The sequence below is a fragment of the Zobellella maritima genome, from assembly GCF_003075035.1.
GTDB lineage: Bacteria > Pseudomonadota > Gammaproteobacteria > Enterobacterales > Aeromonadaceae > Oceanimonas > Oceanimonas maritima.
Window position 1 is genome coordinate 20,002 of record NZ_QCZE01000006.1, and the last position, 17,708, is coordinate 37,709.

At 59.2% G+C, this 17,708-nt stretch carries 16 protein-coding genes; 12 read left to right on the forward strand and 4 right to left on the reverse strand.

Features of this window, described 5'->3' with window-relative positions:
• The first annotated feature begins 214 nt into the window (after positions 1-214).
• Positions 215-1,249, forward strand: a complete 1,035-nt coding sequence (locus DCS96_RS16810) for a YeiH family protein (RefSeq protein WP_116475568.1) — start codon at positions 215-217, stop codon at positions 1,247-1,249.
• Between the two features lie 382 nt (positions 1,250-1,631).
• On the opposite strand, the gene DCS96_RS16815 is transcribed toward DCS96_RS16810, so the two are convergent.
• Both DCS96_RS16815 and DCS96_RS16820 read right to left on the reverse strand, forming a co-directional pair.
• The gene (locus DCS96_RS16815) at positions 1,632-2,891 is read right to left on the reverse strand and encodes a urate hydroxylase PuuD (RefSeq protein ID WP_116475569.1); all 1,260 of its coding nucleotides are present in this window, start codon (positions 2,889-2,891) and stop codon (positions 1,632-1,634) included.
• Positions 2,892-3,349: 458 nt separating this feature from the next.
• Positions 3,350-3,931 (reverse strand): tRNA-uridine aminocarboxypropyltransferase, encoded by a 582-nt coding sequence (locus DCS96_RS16820; protein ID WP_116475570.1) that lies wholly within the window; start codon positions 3,929-3,931, stop codon positions 3,350-3,352.
• Positions 3,932-4,179: 248 nt separating this feature from the next.
• On the opposite strand from DCS96_RS16820, the gene prfC reads away from it, so the two are divergent.
• The 8 genes from prfC (at position 4,180) to deoD (ending at position 12,738) form a co-directional block, all read left to right on the forward strand.
• A complete protein-coding gene (gene prfC, locus DCS96_RS16825; RefSeq protein ID WP_116475571.1) occupies positions 4,180-5,769 on the forward strand; it encodes a peptide chain release factor 3 in 1,590 nt (529 codons plus the stop codon).
• Positions 5,770-5,864: 95 nt separating this feature from the next.
• Positions 5,865-5,975: a DUF5363 domain-containing protein gene (locus DCS96_RS18900; RefSeq protein WP_232818310.1), complete on the forward strand. Its 111-nt coding sequence runs from the start codon at positions 5,865-5,867 to the stop codon at positions 5,973-5,975.
• Positions 5,972-6,742: a TatD family hydrolase gene (locus DCS96_RS16830; protein WP_116475572.1), complete on the forward strand. Its 771-nt coding sequence runs from the start codon at positions 5,972-5,974 to the stop codon at positions 6,740-6,742. Before DCS96_RS18900 ends, DCS96_RS16830 begins: the two co-directional genes overlap by 4 nt.
• Before the next feature lie 173 nt (positions 6,743-6,915).
• Positions 6,916-8,196, forward strand: a complete 1,281-nt coding sequence (locus tag DCS96_RS16835; RefSeq protein WP_116475573.1) for a NupC/NupG family nucleoside CNT transporter — start codon at positions 6,916-6,918, stop codon at positions 8,194-8,196.
• A 428-nt stretch (positions 8,197-8,624) separates the two neighbouring features.
• Positions 8,625-9,398 carry a deoxyribose-phosphate aldolase gene (gene deoC, locus DCS96_RS16840; protein WP_116475574.1) on the forward strand — a complete coding sequence of 258 codons (774 nt, stop codon included), beginning with the start codon at positions 8,625-8,627 and terminating at the stop codon, positions 9,396-9,398.
• Positions 9,398-10,726, forward strand: coding sequence for a thymidine phosphorylase (deoA, locus tag DCS96_RS16845; protein WP_116475575.1), 1,329 nt, complete (start codon positions 9,398-9,400; stop codon positions 10,724-10,726). The genes deoC and deoA overlap by 1 nt, the downstream gene beginning before the upstream one ends.
• Positions 10,723-11,940 carry a phosphopentomutase gene (locus DCS96_RS16850; RefSeq protein WP_116475576.1) on the forward strand — a complete coding sequence of 406 codons (1,218 nt, stop codon included), beginning with the start codon at positions 10,723-10,725 and terminating at the stop codon, positions 11,938-11,940. The genes deoA and DCS96_RS16850 overlap by 4 nt, the downstream gene beginning before the upstream one ends.
• A gap of 84 nt (positions 11,941-12,024) precedes the next feature.
• A complete protein-coding gene (gene deoD / locus DCS96_RS16855) occupies positions 12,025-12,738 on the forward strand; it encodes a purine-nucleoside phosphorylase (RefSeq protein ID WP_116475577.1) in 714 nt (237 codons plus the stop codon).
• Here the strand turns inward: deoD and DCS96_RS16860 are convergent.
• Complete coding sequence (locus DCS96_RS16860; RefSeq protein ID WP_157953651.1) at positions 12,735-13,292, reverse strand: AhpA/YtjB family protein; 558 nt, start codon at positions 13,290-13,292, stop codon at positions 12,735-12,737. The genes deoD and DCS96_RS16860 overlap by 4 nt on opposite strands.
• Positions 13,293-13,371: 79 nt before the next feature.
• Here DCS96_RS16860 and serB point away from each other — a divergent pair, with 79 nt between their 5' ends.
• Both serB and radA read left to right on the forward strand, forming a co-directional pair.
• Positions 13,372-14,361 carry a phosphoserine phosphatase SerB gene (serB, locus tag DCS96_RS16865; RefSeq protein ID WP_408646016.1) on the forward strand — a complete coding sequence of 330 codons (990 nt, stop codon included), beginning with the start codon at positions 13,372-13,374 and terminating at the stop codon, positions 14,359-14,361.
• A 154-nt stretch (positions 14,362-14,515) separates the two neighbouring features.
• On the forward strand, positions 14,516-15,880 hold the full coding sequence (gene radA, locus DCS96_RS16870) for a DNA repair protein RadA (RefSeq protein WP_116475580.1): 1,365 nt from the start codon (positions 14,516-14,518) through the stop codon (positions 15,878-15,880).
• Between the two features lie 22 nt (positions 15,881-15,902).
• On the opposite strand, the gene rsd is transcribed toward radA, so the two are convergent.
• Positions 15,903-16,373, reverse strand: coding sequence for a sigma D regulator (gene rsd, locus DCS96_RS16875; protein ID WP_116475581.1), 471 nt, complete (start codon positions 16,371-16,373; stop codon positions 15,903-15,905).
• 229 nt (positions 16,374-16,602) lie between these two features.
• On the opposite strand from rsd, the gene hemE reads away from it, so the two are divergent.
• Positions 16,603-17,670: a uroporphyrinogen decarboxylase gene (hemE, locus tag DCS96_RS16880; RefSeq protein WP_116475582.1), complete on the forward strand. Its 1,068-nt coding sequence runs from the start codon at positions 16,603-16,605 to the stop codon at positions 17,668-17,670.
• The last annotated feature ends 38 nt before the right edge of the window (positions 17,671-17,708 follow it).

Below are 17,708 nucleotides of genomic sequence, written 5' to 3' on the forward strand. Positions count from 1 at the left end.
TTAACGGAGTGATAAGGCATTGTATGCCGAAAAGTAACTATGTCCCTAGAAAAAGGCATTGGATTAGCAGACCCCGCCTTCCTAACATGTTGTCGTGACTGTTACCCGATAACGATAAAACGGAAACGAACAGGTATGGCAGCGTGGCGGGAAAGAGACTCGATTGTTCTTGCCCTGTTGTTGTCTGGAACTAAGCTTAGCAAAGGCGGTAAACATGGCAGTTGACACCACAAATCAGGCGGTAGGCCCAGTGCGCAGACTCGAAGAACTAAGAAAGCGTTATTTTCCCGGAGTGTGTGTTTCTGTGACCATAGGGATCGCGGCCAGCTTTTTGTCGCAACACTATGGGGCGCCGGCCATGCTGATGGCCCTGCTGTTGGGGTTGGCTTTCAACTTCCTGAGCCAGGAGCCGAACTGTTTGCCGGGGTTGGAACTCTCGGCCAAGACCCTGCTGCGTCTGGGGGTCGCCCTGCTGGGCCTGCGCATTACCTTCGGAGATGTGCTGACCCTGGGATGGGCGCCGATGCTGATGGTATGTTCCGCCGTGGTGCTCACCATAGGTTTCGGCATCCTGATGGCGCGCATGCTGGGCTTTTCTTCGTCGTTCGGAACCCTGACCGGCGGTTCCGTCGCCATCTGCGGGGCCTCTGCGGCGATGGCGATCAGCAGTGTGCTGCCTAATGATGAGCAGGCCAAGCGGAATACCCTATTTACCGTGATCAGCGTCACGACCCTCAGCACCCTGGCGATGATTTTCTACCCCATGATCAGTACCGCCTTGGGCTTTACCCCCCAGGAGTCCGGCCTGTTTATCGGTGCCACCATCCATGATGTTGCCCAGGTGGTCGGTGCCGGTTACAGCATGTCCAGTGAGGTGGGTGACCTGAGTACCTTCGTCAAGCTGCTGCGGGTGGCCATGCTGGTGCCTATCGTGATGACCATTGGGTTGGTGATCCGCCGAGCCGCACGCAACAGCGGTGAGAGCAGTGGCAAGGGCGTGGCCATACCGGGCTTCCTGCTGGGCTTTGTTGCCCTCTTCACCCTTAACAGCCTGGGCTGGATCCCGGCTCAGGTTCGCGATCCACTGGCCGACAGCTCTTCCTGGTTGTTGCTGACGGCGATCGCCGCCCTGGGAGTGCGCACCCAGTTGAAAGACATACTGTCGGTGGGCTGGAAGCCGGTATTGCTGGTAGTGTTGGAAACCCTGTTTATCGCCCTGTTGATCCTGGCCTATATCAAGCTGTTCTGATGTTTCGATAATGGCCTGACATTGCGCAGTCCCGACACCGCGTATCGAAAGATACGCGGTGTCTTTGTCTGTGGGCTCGGAGAGGACTCGGCTCGTCGGCGCCTGGGCCACCTACAGGTTGAAACAGCGCGGCGGCATTTATCGGACAAGGGTTTCTTATCACAGGGGATCGAGAGCTCATCATCTCCGGGGGTTACCCATAGCTCTATCTCTGGGCTGGTGCATTGATTGGCATGGGGGACAGTCCCGTTAACCGGACGATACCGGGGCTGGTGGTGTCATTGGCAGGCTACGAACCGTTGTTGTATCAACCTGGCTGGCGGCACAAATAAATCAGGCCCGCCGAAGCGAGCCTGAAAGGAGCAAAAGCATTAACCTGGGCTCAGTTGCCATCCCAGGCGGCGATGACGGCGCGCTCGTCGTCTGTCATCCCGGTAATGTTACCCAATGGCATATATTTGCTTGCCGTGACCTGCTTGATGCTCTCGGCCTGCAGTGTCAGATGTTCAGGCGAGTCCAGCAGTACGCCCAAGGGGGCAGAGGCAAAGCCCGGCTGGGTCGGCTGCGCCGCATGGCACTGAACACAACGGTTTTCCATGATCTCCTGTACCCGGGTCAGGCTGGCCCCAATGGCTTCTTCGTCTACCACGGCGGATGTAGCTGAAACATCCTGCGACTGGCCGGCGGGCGAGCCGACGGAGGGGGTCTTGGCGCCGGTGGGGGCACCCAGCCAGACCACCACCAGGATCAGCGCCACGCCGGCAACCGGGTAGGCCGGCTGGTGCTTGCCGGCATGCATCAGCACGAAGTACTGGCGGATAAGGGCACCGGCAAAGATGAACAGTGACATAATTACCCAGGCATCGGCATGGGTATAGGTGAAGGAGTAGTGGTTGCTGAGCATCAGCAATACCACCGGCAAGGTGAAGTAGGTGTTATGCACCGAACGCTGCTTGCCGCGTTTGCCGTCGATGGGGTTTGGTGTCTCGCCGGCCTTCATGGCGTTCACCATGCGACGCTGGCCTGGAATAATCCAGAAGAATACGTTGGCGGACATGGCAGTTGCCATGACGGCTCCGGTCAGCAGGAAGGCGGCTCGACCGGAGAAGATATGGGTGCTCAGGTAGGCGACCCCGACCATCATCACGGCGACGGCAACACTCAGGACACCGTCCCGCTCCATGTTCGGACTGATGCGCTTGCAGAGTTCGTTATAGACCACCCAGCCCAGCAACAGGAAGGCCAGGGCGGCGATATTGGCCTGCCAGCCGACCATGTTGGCAGCCCATTCCCAGGGGCTGTTGGGATTAACCAGGTAAAAACTGGGCTTGGTCAGGTAGAGCAGGGCAAACAGGCCGAAACCCGACAGCCAGGTAGTGTAGGATTTCCAGAACGACCAGTGCAGGTCTTCCGGCAGCTCTTCCGGGCTGCTGGCATATTTTTGATTGTGGTAGAAGCCGCCCCCGTGCACCGCCCACATTTCGCCAAATACCCCCTTCTTCTTGCAGGCCTCTGACTTGGGCGGCTTCAGGCCATTATCGAGCATGACAAAATAGATGGATTCGCCTACCCAGGCGATAGCGGCGATGACGTGCAGCCATCTCAGCAACAAGTTACCAAATTCCAGCAGATACGCTTCCATGGTATTACCTTCTCTGTTTCATATGTATTACTTGGACCTTAGCGCATCGAAACAGATGCCCAGCTTGCGTTGAGCTGGGTGCTGAGACCACATACGCTGCCATTGATTCAAACTGTATACCCTTTAAGTGAGTTAATGTTGACAATTTGAATCTGAATTTTTTTCAATTATATGACGGATGTCAATGTTATTTAACAATGAATTTATCCCGGAGGTCAAAAAAACCTGAGATATGTCGTCATTATGTGTTTAAAAGTCAATTTTATCAGGTGCTTGCAATTTTTTTCTCGAGGCGGGTCAAAGTGGCTTTACGTGAAGGTATTTTGTCTTGTTCTGCGCTTAATGACATCATGATAGCGGATGTTGGAAGTCAGCGAATACAAAAAAGGGCGATAACGTATTCGCTTTGATATTGGTTCTCTTGTATACAGATGTGCGGGTTGGAAAGCCGGGCTGGCTTAGCCTCCGTCGTCCCTGGCACCCTGGTGTGTCTGAAATAATCCGACCCTGGCTGCCAGCAACCGATAAAGGGGCTCCGGAGCAAACTCGGGAGACAGGCGATGCAGCACATGAGCCAGGCTTTCCAGGGTGGACAGGGCTTGGCCGCCCGGGCCCTTGCGTATCGCATAGGCGCCGGTAGGAGCCTGGCTGAAGCTTAGGGCGGGCAGTTCCCGCAGCCAGGGATTGAGATGCAGCAGGCGACGGGTTTTTCGCCAGGTGCCATCCAGTACCACCAGCCCGCCTATATCGACCCGGGGCAGGGCCGGCTCTGTCCGATCCACATCCAGCGCCTGGGTGTCCGGATACAGCAACCACCAGCGGCCGGTTGCCGGCTCAGGCAAGGGATCCAGCGTTTCCGCCACCAGGACCTGCAGCTCGGGCATGGCAAGTCGCAACAGGGGCACGGTGCTTTTGGCATGCTTCGCTTCCAGCGGATGCTGAAGTATCAGCACGGGGAGAGGACAGGGCTGGCGAACAAGGTGGTGGCACAGACAGGCGTTCAGTGGCAACTGACAGCCATGGCAATAGGGACGGGGCATGGTTCACAAGGCTTATCTGTTGAAAGCGCCATGATAACGGCATGTCGGAGAAGGGGGAACCCCGAGCGAGCCGGAAGCCCGGGGCAAAGCGAGTCGGTGGTGGCCGACAGGTGCCATTGCGGTGGTGCGATCTGTTGATTGAGGATCCGCTGCGGATCAGAGACAATAGGTGCAGTTTATCTGTCGTTCATCGAGTGAGGCGTGCCCTGCCGCCTTGGCTCCATCATCAAAGTAGAAGATCGTCGACCATGTCATCACCGCAATTTTTGCACGAAGTCGCCAAACGCCGTACTTTCGCCATCATTTCGCACCCGGATGCGGGTAAAACCACCATTACCGAAAAGGTGTTGCTGCACGGGCGTGCGATTCAGACCGCCGGTACCGTCAAGGGACGGGGGTCCAGCCAGCATGCCAAGTCCGACTGGATGGAAATGGAAAAAGAGCGGGGGATCTCGGTGACCACCTCGGTGATGCAGTTCCCCTACAATGACAGCCTGGTCAACCTGCTCGATACCCCCGGTCATGAGGATTTCTCGGAAGACACCTATCGCACCCTGACTGCGGTGGACTCCTGCCTGATGGTGATCGATGCGGCCAAGGGCGTCGAGGACAGAACCCGCAAGTTGATGGAGGTGACCCGGCTGCGCGATACCCCCATCGTCACCTTTATGAACAAGCTCGACCGCGACATCCGCGATCCCATGGAACTGCTGGATGAAGTGGAAAACGAGCTCAAGATCATGTGTGCCCCCATTACCTGGCCCATCGGCAGCGGCAAGCTGTTCAAGGGGGTATACCACCTGCACCGGGATGAAACCATCCTCTACAGGACCGGTCAGGGCCATGCAATTCAGGATGTACGCATCGTCAAGGGCGTGGACAACCCCGAGCTGGATGAGGCGGTGGGCAGCGATCTGGCCGAGCAACTGCGGGAAGAGCTTGAGCTGGTGATGGGCGCCTCCCACGAATTCGACAAGGAGCTATTCCTGTCCGGTGAGCTGACCCCTGTGTTCTTCGGTACTGCGCTCGGCAACTTTGGGGTCGATCATATGCTCGACGGCCTGACGTCCTGGGCGCCGGCGCCGATGCCGCGACAGACCCATGAGCGCGAGGTGGAAGCGGGCGAAGAGAAGTTCTCCGGCTTCGTGTTCAAAATACAGGCCAATATGGATCCCAAGCACCGGGACCGCATCGCCTTCATGCGCATCGTTTCCGGCAAATACAGTCAGGGCATGAAGATGAAGCACGTGCGCCTCGGCAAGACGGTCAGCATTTCCGACGCTGTGACCTTTATGGCCGGCGACCGGGAGCGGGCGGAAGAAGCCTTTGCCGGCGATATCATCGGCCTGCATAACCATGGGACCATCCAGATTGGTGATACCTTCACTCAGGGTGAGGAGCTGAAGTTTTCCGGCATCCCCAATTTCGCCCCCGAACTGTTCCGCCGTATCCGCCTGCGTGATCCGCTCAAGCAGAAGCAGTTGCTCAAGGGCCTGGTCCAGCTGTCGGAAGAAGGCGCGGTACAGGTGTTTCGCCCGCTCGACAACAACGACCTGATCGTGGGCGCCGTCGGCGTGCTGCAGTTTGACGTGGTGGTGGCCCGCCTGAAATCCGAATATAACGTGGACGCCATGTACGAGGCGGTAAACGTCTCCACCGCCCGCTGGGTCTATGGCAAGGATGCCAAGAAACTGGACGAGTTCCAGCGCAAGATGTCGGTCAACCTGGCGCTCGACGGCGGGGACAACCTCACCTACATAGCCCCGACCATGGTCAACCTGAATCTGACCCGGGAACGCTATCCGGATATCGAGTTCAGCAAGACCCGCGAGCACTAAGCCGAGGCCGCCAGCAGGCGGCTTTTTTGTGCCTGAAAGCCAGCGTTGTGCCCCTAATGGGCATCATCGCTATTACACTGAGGGAGGAGGTACCGATGAAATGGATCCGCCGTTGGTTGGCTCGTTATGATGCCTGGTGCCGGGAGTGGGGCCTGCTGCCGGAATACCAGCGTGCCTGTACTCCGCGCCGAAAGGAGCCCGAATGATACTGACCGACAGCCACTGCCACCTGGATTTTGATCGCTTCGACCCGGATCGGGATAGGGTGATCCGGAACGCGGCCGCCAAAGGCGTGCAGCGGATTGTCATTCCGGGTACCGAATCCCATCGCTGGCCCAAGCTGCACGCCCTGGCGAGCCTCTATCCCGGCATCTTCTATGCCGTCGGCGTTCATCCCTGGTTTCTCCACGACGAGCCGGCCGACTGGCGGCAACAGCTGGCGGAGCGGCTTGAGCAGCGGCCGGCCAAGCTGGTGGCGGTGGGGGAAATCGGCCTGGATGCCGCCGTCGATCTGCCGATGACCCAACAGCAGGATTTTTTCCAGGATCAACTGCGCCTGGCTGCGGACCATGGGCTGCCGGTGATCCTCCATGCCCGCCAGACCCATGAGCCCATTCTCAAGCAGCTGCGTCGTTTCCGTCCCCCTGGTGGCGTTATCCATAGCTTTTCAGGTTCACTGCAGCAGGCCGAGGCTTATATCGCGTTGGGCTTCAAGCTGGGGGTCAGTGGCGTGATCACCTATGAGCGGGCTGCCAAGACCCGCCAGGTAATGGCCCGGGTGCCGCTCGACGCCCTGGTGCTGGAAACCGATGCCCCGGACATGCCCCTGTACGGCTTCCAGGGCCAACGCAATGAACCCGAACGGGTGACCAACATCCTCGCAACCCTGGCTATACTCAGGGGCGAGTGTGAGGATTCGATCGGAGCAGCAACAGAGGAAAATGTCAGCAGGCTGTTCGCCTTGCCGGCCTGATAGCGCCTGTTATAAAAACGTTTTCGTTCTAATATTTGATATTTTCTCCGCAAAATCAGCGCCGATTGCCGCATGCTTACTACTCAGTGGTAAGGCAATACGTATAATGCCCAACCTTGATGGCAGGCTGTCCGCCTGTTCCGTAACCGCTCATTACAAGAGGAAGGAATCAGATGACATTGATCATGAGTCTGGTCGGGATGGCGACGCTTGTGCTAATCGCCGTATTGTTCTCCAACAATCGCAGGGCCATCCGCTTGCGAACCGTGGGGGGGGCCTTTGCCATCCAGGCGGGGCTGGGTGCCTTCGTACTCTATGTCCCTGTGGGTAAAGACATACTGCAGGCCATCTCCGGTGGCGTGTCCCAGGTCATCGCCTATGCCCAGGACGGCATGGGCTTCCTGTTTGGTGGGCTGGTCGGCGATGCGGCCTTTGCGAGCGGCCTGGGCTTTATTTTCGCCCTCAAGGTATTGCCCATCATAGTGTTCTTCTCTTCCCTGATCGCCGTGCTTTACTACCTGGGCATCATGCAGTGGATCATCCGTATCCTCGGGGGCGCCTTGCAGAAAGTGCTGGGCACCTCACGCACTGAGTCCATGTCGGCAACCGCCAATATCTTTGTGGGCCAGACAGAGGCGCCGCTGGTGGTTAGGCCCTTTATCGGCAGGATGACCAACTCCGAGCTGTTCGCGGTGATGTGTGGCGGTCTGGCCTCGGTCGCCGGTTCCGTACTGGCCGGTTATGCCTCGTTGGGGGTGCCCATGGAATACCTGATCGCGGCCTCCTTCATGGCTGCGCCAGGCGGCCTGCTGTTTGCCAAGCTGATCATGCCGGAAACCGAAAGTGTCGATGTGGATGAAGTGAATATCAACGCGGATATCCCGGCCGAAGAACGTCCCGCCAATGTGATCGATGCCGCTGCTGCCGGCGCCACCTCCGGAATGATGTTGGCGCTGAATGTGGGCGCCATGCTGTTGGCCTTTATCGGCCTGATTGCACTGATCAACGGCATGCTGGGCGGAGTGGGCGACTGGTTCGGCATGGACAACCTGAGCCTGGAGCTGCTGCTCGGCTGGTTGTTTGCGCCGCTGGCCTTCCTGCTGGGAGTGCCATGGGAAGAGGCCACCATCGCCGGCTCCTTTATCGGCCAGAAGCTGGTGGTCAACGAGTTCGTCGCCTATATCAACTTCGCGCCTTACCTGACCGACGAATTGCTAATCGAAGGCACAGGTTTGGCCATGTCCGATCACACCAAGGCGATTATCTCCTTTGCCCTGTGCGGTTTCGCCAACCTGTCATCGGTGGCCATCCTGCTCGGCGGCCTGGGCGGCATGGCGCCGAATCGCCGTCACGATATCGCCCGTTTCGGCCTGAAGGCGGTGCTGGCCGGCACCCTGTCCAACCTGATGTCCGCCACCATCGCCGGTTTCTTCCTGGCGCTGGGGGCCCTGTAAACTGAAAGAGTGACTTGTTCATGCAGGTTGATGAGCAGTAAACGGGTTAGCCCCTTCGACACGTCATGGTCTAAGGCCGCCTTCGCAGGTTGACAGCTGCGAACATTCACCGGATGTTCGGTCCGTCACTCTGCTCGGTGCAGGTAGCAAGCTGCCCCATGGGGGCTCCGCTGCGCCACTGTCTGCCATGAATGGCGGGAATGCCGGAACGGCTGGAGCATTTTCCGGCCCTGGCGCAGCGGGTCGATTGAGCTAATCCCTATCACAGCTCCTTATTACCGGCGTTGATTCAAGTACTCCTGGGTATGCGTCGGTAAGCTGCCATTGGCAGTATATACGCCTACATTTGCGGTTAAATGGAATTAATCATCTCTTCAAGGAACCAAGTCCGTTCGCTGATAACCTGATAGTGAAGACTGGAGAAACATATGACAGATATACAAGCCGTCGCCCGCCAGGCCCTGGGCCTGATGGATCTGACCACCCTCAACGACAACGACACCGATGCCCGGGTTGTTGAGCTGTGCCGGCAGGCGGTGACGCCCGTCGGCAACACCGCCGCCATCTGTATCTACCCGCGTTTTATTCCCGTTGCCCGCCAGGCCCTGCGTGAGCTGGGGGTGGAAGGCGAAGTAAGGATCGCCACCGTGACCAACTTTCCCCACGGCAACGATGATATCGAATCAGCCGTGGCCGAAACCCGTGCCGCCGTGGCCTGCGGCGCCGATGAGGTCGACGTGGTATTTCCCTATCATGCGTTGCTGGCCGGTAACGAGGGCGTGGGCGCTGAGCTGGTCAGGGCCTGCAAGGCCGCCTGCGGCGAGGCATTGCTGAAGGTGATTATCGAGAGCGGTGAGCTGAAGACGCCGGCGCTTATCAAGCGCGCCTCCGAGCTGGCTATCGAGGGGGGCGCCGATTTTATCAAGACCTCCACCGGCAAGGTGCCGGTCAATGCCACCCTGGAAGCCGCCGACATCATGCTGCGGGTGATCCGTGATGCGGGCAGAGACATAGGTTTCAAGCCCGCCGGCGGTGTGCGTAGTGCCGAAGAGGCGCAGGACTATCTGCGGCTGGCCGAACAGATCATGGGGGCTGGCTGGGCGAACTCCCGGCACTTTCGCTTCGGTGCCTCCAGCCTACTGGCCAGCCTGTTGCATACCCTGGGCGTTGGCGACAAGAACGCGTCGGAGGGAGGGTACTGATGCTGCCCCAGGAAATTATCCGTCACAAGCGAGACGGCCTGGAGCTCAGCCCGGAAGAGATTGCCTGCTTCGTCCAGGGTATCGGTGACGGCAGTATCAGCGAAGGCCAGATAGCCGCCTTTGCCATGGCGGTGTACCTGAACGATATGCGGGATCGGGAGCGTATCGCCCTGACCCTGGCCATACGGGACTCGGGCGATGTGCTGAATTGGTCCGAGATGGACCTGCACGGCCCCGTGCTCGACAAGCACTCCACCGGCGGAGTGGGGGACCTGGTATCGCTGGTACTGGGCCCCTGGGTCGCTGCCTGTGGTGCCCATGTGCCGATGATTTCCGGACGAGGCCTGGGACATACCGGGGGCACCCTGGACAAGCTCGAGGCGATTCCCGGCTATAATATCACCCCGTCCAATGCCGATTTCCGCCGCCTGGTCAAGGAGGTGGGCGTGGCCATCATCGGCCAGACCGGCAGCCTGGCGACCGCCGACAAACGGTTGTACAGCGTGCGCGACGTAACCGCTACCATCGAATCCATCCCGCTGATCGTCGCCTCCATCCTCGGCAAGAAATTGGCTTGTGGCCTGGATGCCCTGGTGATGGACGTGAAGCTGGGGTCGGGTGCCTTTATGCCCAATGCCTCTGCTTCCAGGGAGCTGGCCGAGGCCATAGTCACGGTAGCCAATGGTGCCGGCACTCCGACCCGGGCACTGCTCACCGACATGAACCAGGTACTGGCCACCAGTGCCGGTAACGCGGTGGAAGTGGTCGAAGCCATCGCCATGCTCAAGGGTGACATCCGCACCGGCCGATTGTTTGAGGTGTCCGAGGCCCTGGCGATAGAAATGCTGTTGGCGGGCAAACTGGCCGGAGACGAGCAGGAGGCCAGAGGCAAGCTCTACGGTGCCCTGAGTTCGGGCCAGGCGGCGGAACGCTTTGAGCGGATGGTCGCCAGCCTGGGGGGGCCGAGCGACATCCTCGACAATGCCGACCGCTATCTGCCCGAGGCGGCAGTTATCCGCCCCGTGTATCCGGAGCGGGAAGGTTATGTATCCGACATGGATACACGCGCCGTCGGCATGGCTGTCGTTGAGCTGGGCGGTGGGCGCCGCCGGCCCGAGGATAAAATCGATCACAGTGTGGGTCTCACACGAGTAGTTGGTATAGGTGACCGGCTCGATACCCAGACCCCGCTGGCCTTTATTCATGCCCGCAGCGCAGAGGATTATGAGGTTGCCGCCCGGCAGCTGCGTGCCGCCATCACAGTGGGGGAAAAAGAAGATGCCCCCAGGATGATCTACGATGTGATCCGACCCAAGGGGGAAAAATGAAACGCGCAATCGTATTGGTGCTTGACTCTTTCGGCATCGGCGCCGCTGCCGACGCCGCCAAATTCGGCGACGAGGGGGCCGATACCCTGGGGCATATCGCCGAAGCCTGTGCCCGCGGCCAGGCCGATAACGGCCGTCGGGGACCGCTCCAGCTGCCCAACCTGGGTCGGCTGGGGCTATTCCATGCCCACCGGGAAAGCACCGGCCGGTTTGCCGAAGGGGTCACCCTGCCGGAACGGATAACCGGCAGCTACGGTTATGCCCGTGAGCTTTCTTCCGGCAAGGATACCCCGTCCGGCCATTGGGAGATCGCCGGTGTGCCCGTATTGTTTGACTGGGGCTATTTCCAGGATGAACGCGACAGCTTCCCGCCGGCCTTGCTCGAGGAGTTGATCGACCGCGCCCGGTTACCGGGCATACTGGGTAACTGCCATGCCTCCGGTACCACCATACTCGAACAGCTGGGCGAAGAGCATATCAAAACCGGCAAACCGATTTGCTACACGTCGGCCGACTCGGTGTTTCAGATTGCCTGCCATGAACAGAGCTACGGCCTGGAGCGTCTGTACCAGTTGTGTGAGGTAGCCCGGGAAGCCCTGATGCCCTATAACATAGGCCGGGTGATCGCCCGACCCTTTACGGGGGAGAGCGCCGCCGATTTCGAACGCACCGGCAACCGGCGCGATTACAGCATAGCACCGCCGGCACCAACCTTGTTGCAGAAGCTGGTGGATGAAAAAGGCGGCGATGTGGTGTCCATCGGTAAAATTGCCGACATCTATGCCCACCTTGGCATTACCCGCAAGGTCAAGGCCACGGGAATGGACGCCTTGTTCGATGCCACCCTGGATGAAGTCAAGCGGGCGGGGGATGATACCCTGGTGATGACCAACTTCGTTGACTTCGACTCCAGCTACGGCCATCGCCGCAACATCACCGGCTATGCCGCCGAACTTGAAGCCTTCGACCGCCGCTTGCCCGAGCTGCTGGCAATCATGCAGCCGGATGATTTGCTGATCATGACCGCCGATCACGGTTGTGACCCCAGCTGGACCGGCACCGATCATACCCGTGAGCATATCCCGGTGATTTGCATCGGCGGCGGCCTCAAGCCCGGATCGCTGGGCGGACGTGACACCTTCGCCGACATCGGCCAGACCCTGGCCGCCTATTTTGGTACCAGTCCGATGGATTACGGCACGTCGTTTTTGTAAGCATGGATGGTGGCTGACCAGCCTCTGGAGCTCAGCCCCTGCCGGTCTATCTAACTATTTTATAAAAGATTAACGAGGAATTTTATGGCTACACCCCATATCAATGCCGCCCGCGGCGATTTCGCCGATACCGTCATCATGCCCGGCGATCCGCTGAGGGCCCAATATATTGCCGATAATTTTCTGACTGATGTCAGGGAAGTCAACAAGGTGCGCAATATGCTGGGCTTTACCGGCAACTACCAGGGGCGGGCAGTCTCGGTGATGGGCCACGGCATGGGCATCCCCTCGGTGTCCATCTATGCCAAGGAGCTGATCACCGAGTTCGGTGTAAACACCCTGATCCGGGTCGGCTCCTGCGGTGCGGTGCGTGATGACGTCAACTTGATGGATGTGGTGATCGGCATGGGTGCCAGCACCGATTCCAAGGTCAATCGCAGCCGGTTCAAGGACCATGATTTTGCCGCCATCGCCGACTTCGGGCTGGTTGCCAACGCGGTGACCGCTGCCAAGGCCAAAGGGGTGGCGCTCAAGGTCGGCAACCTGTTCTCCGCCGACCTGTTTTACTCACCCCAACCCGAGTTGTTTCAGCTGATGAAACAGTACGGCATCTTGGGTGTGGAGATGGAAGCTGCCGGTCTGTACGGAGTGGCGGCGGAGTTCGGGGCCCGCGCCCTGACCATCTGCACCGTTTCCGATCATATACTGCGTCACGAAGCACTGAGTGCCGATGAACGCCAGACCAGCTTCAACGACATGATAACAGTGGCGCTGGAGTCGGTGTTGCTGGGCGACTAAGTCGCTGCCCGTCGGCGCAATCTGCTCAGCAGGATCCAGAGCAGGGCGCCGGCGGCGGTAGTGAGCGGCAGCAGCCAGCGCAGGCTCAGCTCCAGCTGCTGCAATAATTGCTGATGCTGCCGGAGGATATGTTGTCTGGCCAGGGTCAAGCGCAAAAATCCCAGCGGCCTGTCTTCCAGATAAAGGGGACGAACATAGGCGCTGCCTTCTTCCCCGTCTTCCTCGTCCCGGATGTGTCGGGTATCGGCCTGGGCCAATACCCGACCCTGACCGTCATACAGCCGGGCCGCCAGGATCAGCCGGGCCGTCACCAACTCGTCCACCAGTTGTTGCTGTAGTTCACTGTCTTCGGCTTGCAGCGCGCGAATTGCCTGGGCTTGCGCATAGTCGGTGAGGGTATCGGCCAGTTGGCGCTGGGGCTGCAATAGCCAGGCTTGTCTCGTTTCAGACAAGCGCGTCAGATGCCAGCCGGCAGACAGCACAATGGCCAGTGATAACAAAAGGATAAGCAGGTAGCGAGGCATAACGGGTGTTTTTTGATGAAGAGGGCCCATATTGTCCCTTGCCTGGAGAAAAAGCAATACGCTACCCTGATGCCCCCGATTTGCATAAACGAAGGACATACACGTGGCGTTGCCAATGGATACATTACCCGAACGGCTCCTGGATTGGCCTCTTATCCTCAATGACGGCCACTATTTGTGCCACCCCCAGCACCTGAGCCTGGGGCGGCTGGAGCAGAGCGAAGCCATGCTGGTGTTGCTGGCCGAGCGATTGACCAAGACAGCGCTGCACGCCAGCCTGGAGATCCTGGATGGGCTGGAGATAGAAGCAGAGCTGGTCGGCATCAAGCGGGTGGCGGAGCGGGAGCTGGTCAGCCTGCGCCTGTCCCATTGGCATCCCGGACTCAAGTTCGAGCTGGAGGCGGTGGCCGGCGAATGGGACCTGGCCTGCCTGCCGACCCTGCCGGACAGCCATCAGCCCGGGCTGGTGCTGATGGACATGGATTCCACCGCCATTCAAATTGAATGCATCGATGAAATCGCCAAGCTGGCCGGGGTTGGTGAGCAGGTGGCCGCCATCACCCGCGCGGCGATGGAAGGCTCCCTGCCGTTTTCCGAAAGCCTGCGCCGACGGGTCAAGGCGTTGGCCGGTGCCGATGCGAGTATTATCGAACAGGTTATCGCTGATATGCCGCTGATGCCAGGGCTGACTACCCTGGTGACCGGCCTGCAGGAGATGGGCTGGAAGGTGGCTATCGCCTCCGGAGGTTTTACCGCTTTTGCCTGCCATCTGCAGCAACGGCTGGGACTTGACGCCGTGTTCGCCAACACCCTGGAGGTGCGCGATGGCAAGCTGACCGGCGAGGTGCTGGGGGCCATAGTGGACGCAGATGCCAAGGCTAATATCCTGGTGGATCTGGCCCATGAGTATGGCCTGCCCATGAGCCAGACGGTAGCGATCGGCGACGGTGCCAATGATCTGGCTATGCTCGGCCATGCAGGGCTGGGGGTGGCTCTGCACGCCAAGCCGCTGGTACGGGAAAAGGCACCTGTGTGCCTCAACCACCTGAGCCTGGAAGGAGTCTTGTGCCTGCTGCAGGCCAACGCCTTCCTTAAATAACCGACATCAATAGTGCACCACTAGATACAGCGGTCAGTGCCGTGGCGGAGAGGGGCTAGGGCGTGTCTGTACTCGGACCTGACCGCTGTAGCATGCTTAAACCCAGTTATTTGCCTGTCAGGCATACTATTTATAACCGGATACCGATTACGCTATGGCCAAGACCAAAACCGCCTACGTCTGCAATGAATGCGGCGCCGAGTTTCCCCGCTGGCAGGGGCAATGCGCCGAATGCAAGGAATGGAACACCATCAGTGAAATTCGCCTGGCACCGGCCACCGGTCCCCGCAACAGCCGTTTTTCCGGTTACGCGGGGGCACAGGACAATCAGGTTCAGGTGCTCAGCGAGATAGCCCTGACCGACATTCCCCGGCTTCCCAGCGGTTTCAAGGAACTGGATCGGGTGCTGGGCGGAGGACTGGTGCCCGGCTCGGCAATCCTGATCGGGGGCAATCCGGGGGCGGGCAAGAGTACCCTGCTGTTGCAGGTGATGTGCGGCCTGGCTCGCCGCATGAAAACCCTCTATGTCACCGGCGAAGAGTCGCTGCAGCAGGTGGCCATGCGCGCCCAGCGCCTGGGGCTGCCCAATGATCAGCTGCGCATGCTGTCGGAAACCAGTGTCGAGCAAATCTGCCATATCGCGCGTGAAGAGCGGCCGGCGGTGATGGTGATAGACTCAATTCAGGTAATGCATGTAAGTGACGTGCAGTCGGCGCCGGGCTCTGTGTCCCAGGTGCGGGAAGCCGCAGCCCAGCTGACCCGTTTTGCCAAACAGCAGGGCGTGGTGATCCTGATGGTCGGCCATGTCACCAAGGACGGCTCCCTGGCGGGACCCAAGGTGCTGGAACACTGCATCGACTGCTCGGTGCTGCTCGATGGCGGTAATGACAGCCGGTTTCGTACCCTGCGCAGCCACAAAAATCGCTTCGGTGCGGTCAACGAGCTGGGGGTATTCGCCATGACTGAAGCGGGGATGAAAGAGGTCAGCAATCCTTCGGCCATCTTCCTCAGCCGGGGCGAGGAGCAGGGCACGGGCTCGGTGGTGATGGTGATCTGGGAAGGCACCCGGCCGCTGCTGGTTGAGCTGCAGGCGCTGGTGGATTATTCCCAGCTGGCCAACCCCAGGCGGGTAACGGTGGGGTTGGAGCATAACCGGCTGGCGTTGCTGCTGGCGGTGCTGCATCGGCATGGCGGCTTGCAGATGGCGGATCAGGATGTGTTTGTCAATGTGGTGGGCGGGGTCCGGGTGGAAGACACGGGCGCGGATCTGGCGCTGCTGCTGTCTCTGGTTTCCAGCTTCCGTGACAAGCCACTGCCCAAGGAACTGGTGGTGTTCGGCGAGGTGGGGCTGTCCGGTGAAATCCGGCCGGTGGCCTCGGGCCAGGAGCGGTTGATGGAAGCGGCCAAGCACGGCTTTACCCGTGCCATCGTGCCCTGGGCCAACAGGCCCAAGCATCCCCCGGAAGGAATGGAGGTGATTGCGGTGAAGAAGCTGGACGAGGCCCTGGCTGCCTTGTAAATAGTGGGGGTCCCCCCAATGTTCAGGCCGGTTGCTGGTTATCCAGCCTGGCCAGCAGGTTCAGCGCCGACACCATCTTGTCTTCCAGCTCGAACCGTTCTTCCAGCACCTCGCCCAGCCGGTTCAGATCCTGATCCAGCTCCATAAGCGTTTCATCATCGGCGGCTTCGGCATATTTGTCGTGGAAATACAGCGCTTCTTCGGTGTTTTCCTTGATGCTGGGATAGATGCGTTCGGCTATCAGCCGCGCGTCTCCCTGGGCGGCCTCGTAGGCGGCGAGCACATAATCGTAAATTTCGAAATGGCCGGCAGAGACATAGTCAACCAACTGACCACAGAACTCCTGCAGCTCTTCCTGGGAGGGGAGGCTTTTGTGCCTGTCAGAAAGGTGAATATAGTCGACCAACAGGTTCTGGCGCGCATTCAGAAAAGAGTCCAGGGCCTGATGTTTACCCGCCCACTGCTCTCTTGTTTTTTCTATTTTCCTTAGCATGATTTCCTCCATGAGCTGCCCGGACGAAGCACAGCGATATAGATATTATAAGTAAAGAAAACTTCCTCCCTGGTCAATAGCCAGACTCACAAGTTGGGAGTCAATTCGCTATTATTTGTTGCTTTTATGTTACTGATAACTGGTATCCTGTTTTCTGGTTTAGTTTTTCATATCATCGGGCTCTGGTGATAGAATAACGCCAATTTGCCACCTGATCCGGGAAGACAGGATGAATACATTAAAAAACGATCGCTATCTACGAGCCCTTTTACGTCAGCCGGTGGATCAGACGCCGGTATGGATGATGCGCCAGGCGGGACGTTATCTGCCTGAATACAAGGCGACCCGGGCTCAGGCCGGCGACTTTATGTCCTTGTGCAAAAATGCCGAGCTGGCCTGTGAGGTGACCCTGCAGCCGCTGCGTCGTTTTCCCCTGGATGCAGCCATCCTGTTTTCCGATATCCTGACTATCCCCGATGCCATGGGCCTGGGGCTGTATTTTGAAACCGGCGAGGGTCCCCGCTTCGAACGGCCGATCAGCTCCATGGCGGACGTGCAGAAGCTGGGGGTGCCGGATCCGGAAGGTGAACTGGCTTATGTGATGAATGCGGTGCGTACCATACGCCGGGAATTGCAGGGCGAAGTGCCGCTGATCGGTTTCTCCGGCAGTCCCTGGACCCTGGCGACCTACATGGTGGAAGGCGGCAGCAGCAAGGCATTTACCAGGATCAAGAAGATGATGTATGCGGAGCCGGCAGCCCTGCACTTGCTGCTCGACAAGCTGGCCGACAGCGTGATTGCCTATCTCAATGCCCAGGTGGCCGCCGGTGCCCAGTCGTTGATGGTGTTTGATACCTGGGGCGGCGTGCTGACCCCCCGCGACTACCAGGATTTCTCGCTGCAATATATGGCCAAAATCGTCGATGGCCTGGTACGGGAAAATGAAGGTCGCCGGGTACCGGTAACCCTGTTTACCAAGAATGGCGGCCAGTGGCTGGAGGCCATCGCGGCCACCGGCTGTGATGCCGTCGGGCTGGACTGGACCATCAATATTGCCGACGCCAAGCGGCGGGTCGGTGACAGGGTGGCGCTGCAGGGTAATATGGATCCGTCCATGCTCTATGCGCCGATCCCCCGCATCGAGCAGGAAGTGGCTGGTATACTGGATGGTTTCGGCAAGGGGGCGGGCCATGTGTTTAACCTGGGTCATGGCATTCACCCGGATGTGAACCCGGAGCACGCCGGCGCCTTTATCGAGGCGGTGCAGCGTCTGTCCCGGCCATACCATCAGGCATAACATCAAACCATAAAAAAAGCGCCGCGAGGCGCTTTTTT

Coding starts and splice junctions, on each gene's coding strand:
- deoC (WP_116475574.1), top strand. CDS start 8,625: ATGACAGATATACAAGCCGTCGCCCGCCAGGCCCTGGGCCTGATGGAT.
- DCS96_RS16810 (WP_116475568.1), top strand. CDS start 215: ATGGCAGTTGACACCACAAATCAGGCGGTAGGCCCAGTGCGCAGACTC.
- deoA (WP_116475575.1), top strand. CDS start 9,398: ATGCTGCCCCAGGAAATTATCCGTCACAAGCGAGACGGCCTGGAGCTC.
- DCS96_RS18900 (WP_232818310.1), top strand. CDS start 5,865: ATGAAATGGATCCGCCGTTGGTTGGCTCGTTATGATGCCTGGTGCCGG.
- DCS96_RS16820 (WP_116475570.1), bottom strand. CDS start 3,931: ATGCCCCGTCCCTATTGCCATGGCTGTCAGTTGCCACTGAACGCCTGT.
- radA (WP_116475580.1), top strand. CDS start 14,516: ATGGCCAAGACCAAAACCGCCTACGTCTGCAATGAATGCGGCGCCGAG.
- hemE (WP_116475582.1), top strand. CDS start 16,603: ATGAATACATTAAAAAACGATCGCTATCTACGAGCCCTTTTACGTCAG.
- rsd (WP_116475581.1), bottom strand. CDS start 16,373: ATGCTAAGGAAAATAGAAAAAACAAGAGAGCAGTGGGCGGGTAAACAT.
- DCS96_RS16835 (WP_116475573.1), top strand. CDS start 6,916: ATGACATTGATCATGAGTCTGGTCGGGATGGCGACGCTTGTGCTAATC.
- DCS96_RS16850 (WP_116475576.1), top strand. CDS start 10,723: ATGAAACGCGCAATCGTATTGGTGCTTGACTCTTTCGGCATCGGCGCC.
- deoD (WP_116475577.1), top strand. CDS start 12,025: ATGGCTACACCCCATATCAATGCCGCCCGCGGCGATTTCGCCGATACC.
- prfC (WP_116475571.1), top strand. CDS start 4,180: ATGTCATCACCGCAATTTTTGCACGAAGTCGCCAAACGCCGTACTTTC.
- DCS96_RS16860 (WP_157953651.1), bottom strand. CDS start 13,292: ATGGGCCCTCTTCATCAAAAAACACCCGTTATGCCTCGCTACCTGCTT.
- DCS96_RS16830 (WP_116475572.1), top strand. CDS start 5,972: ATGATACTGACCGACAGCCACTGCCACCTGGATTTTGATCGCTTCGAC.
- DCS96_RS16815 (WP_116475569.1), bottom strand. CDS start 2,891: ATGGAAGCGTATCTGCTGGAATTTGGTAACTTGTTGCTGAGATGGCTG.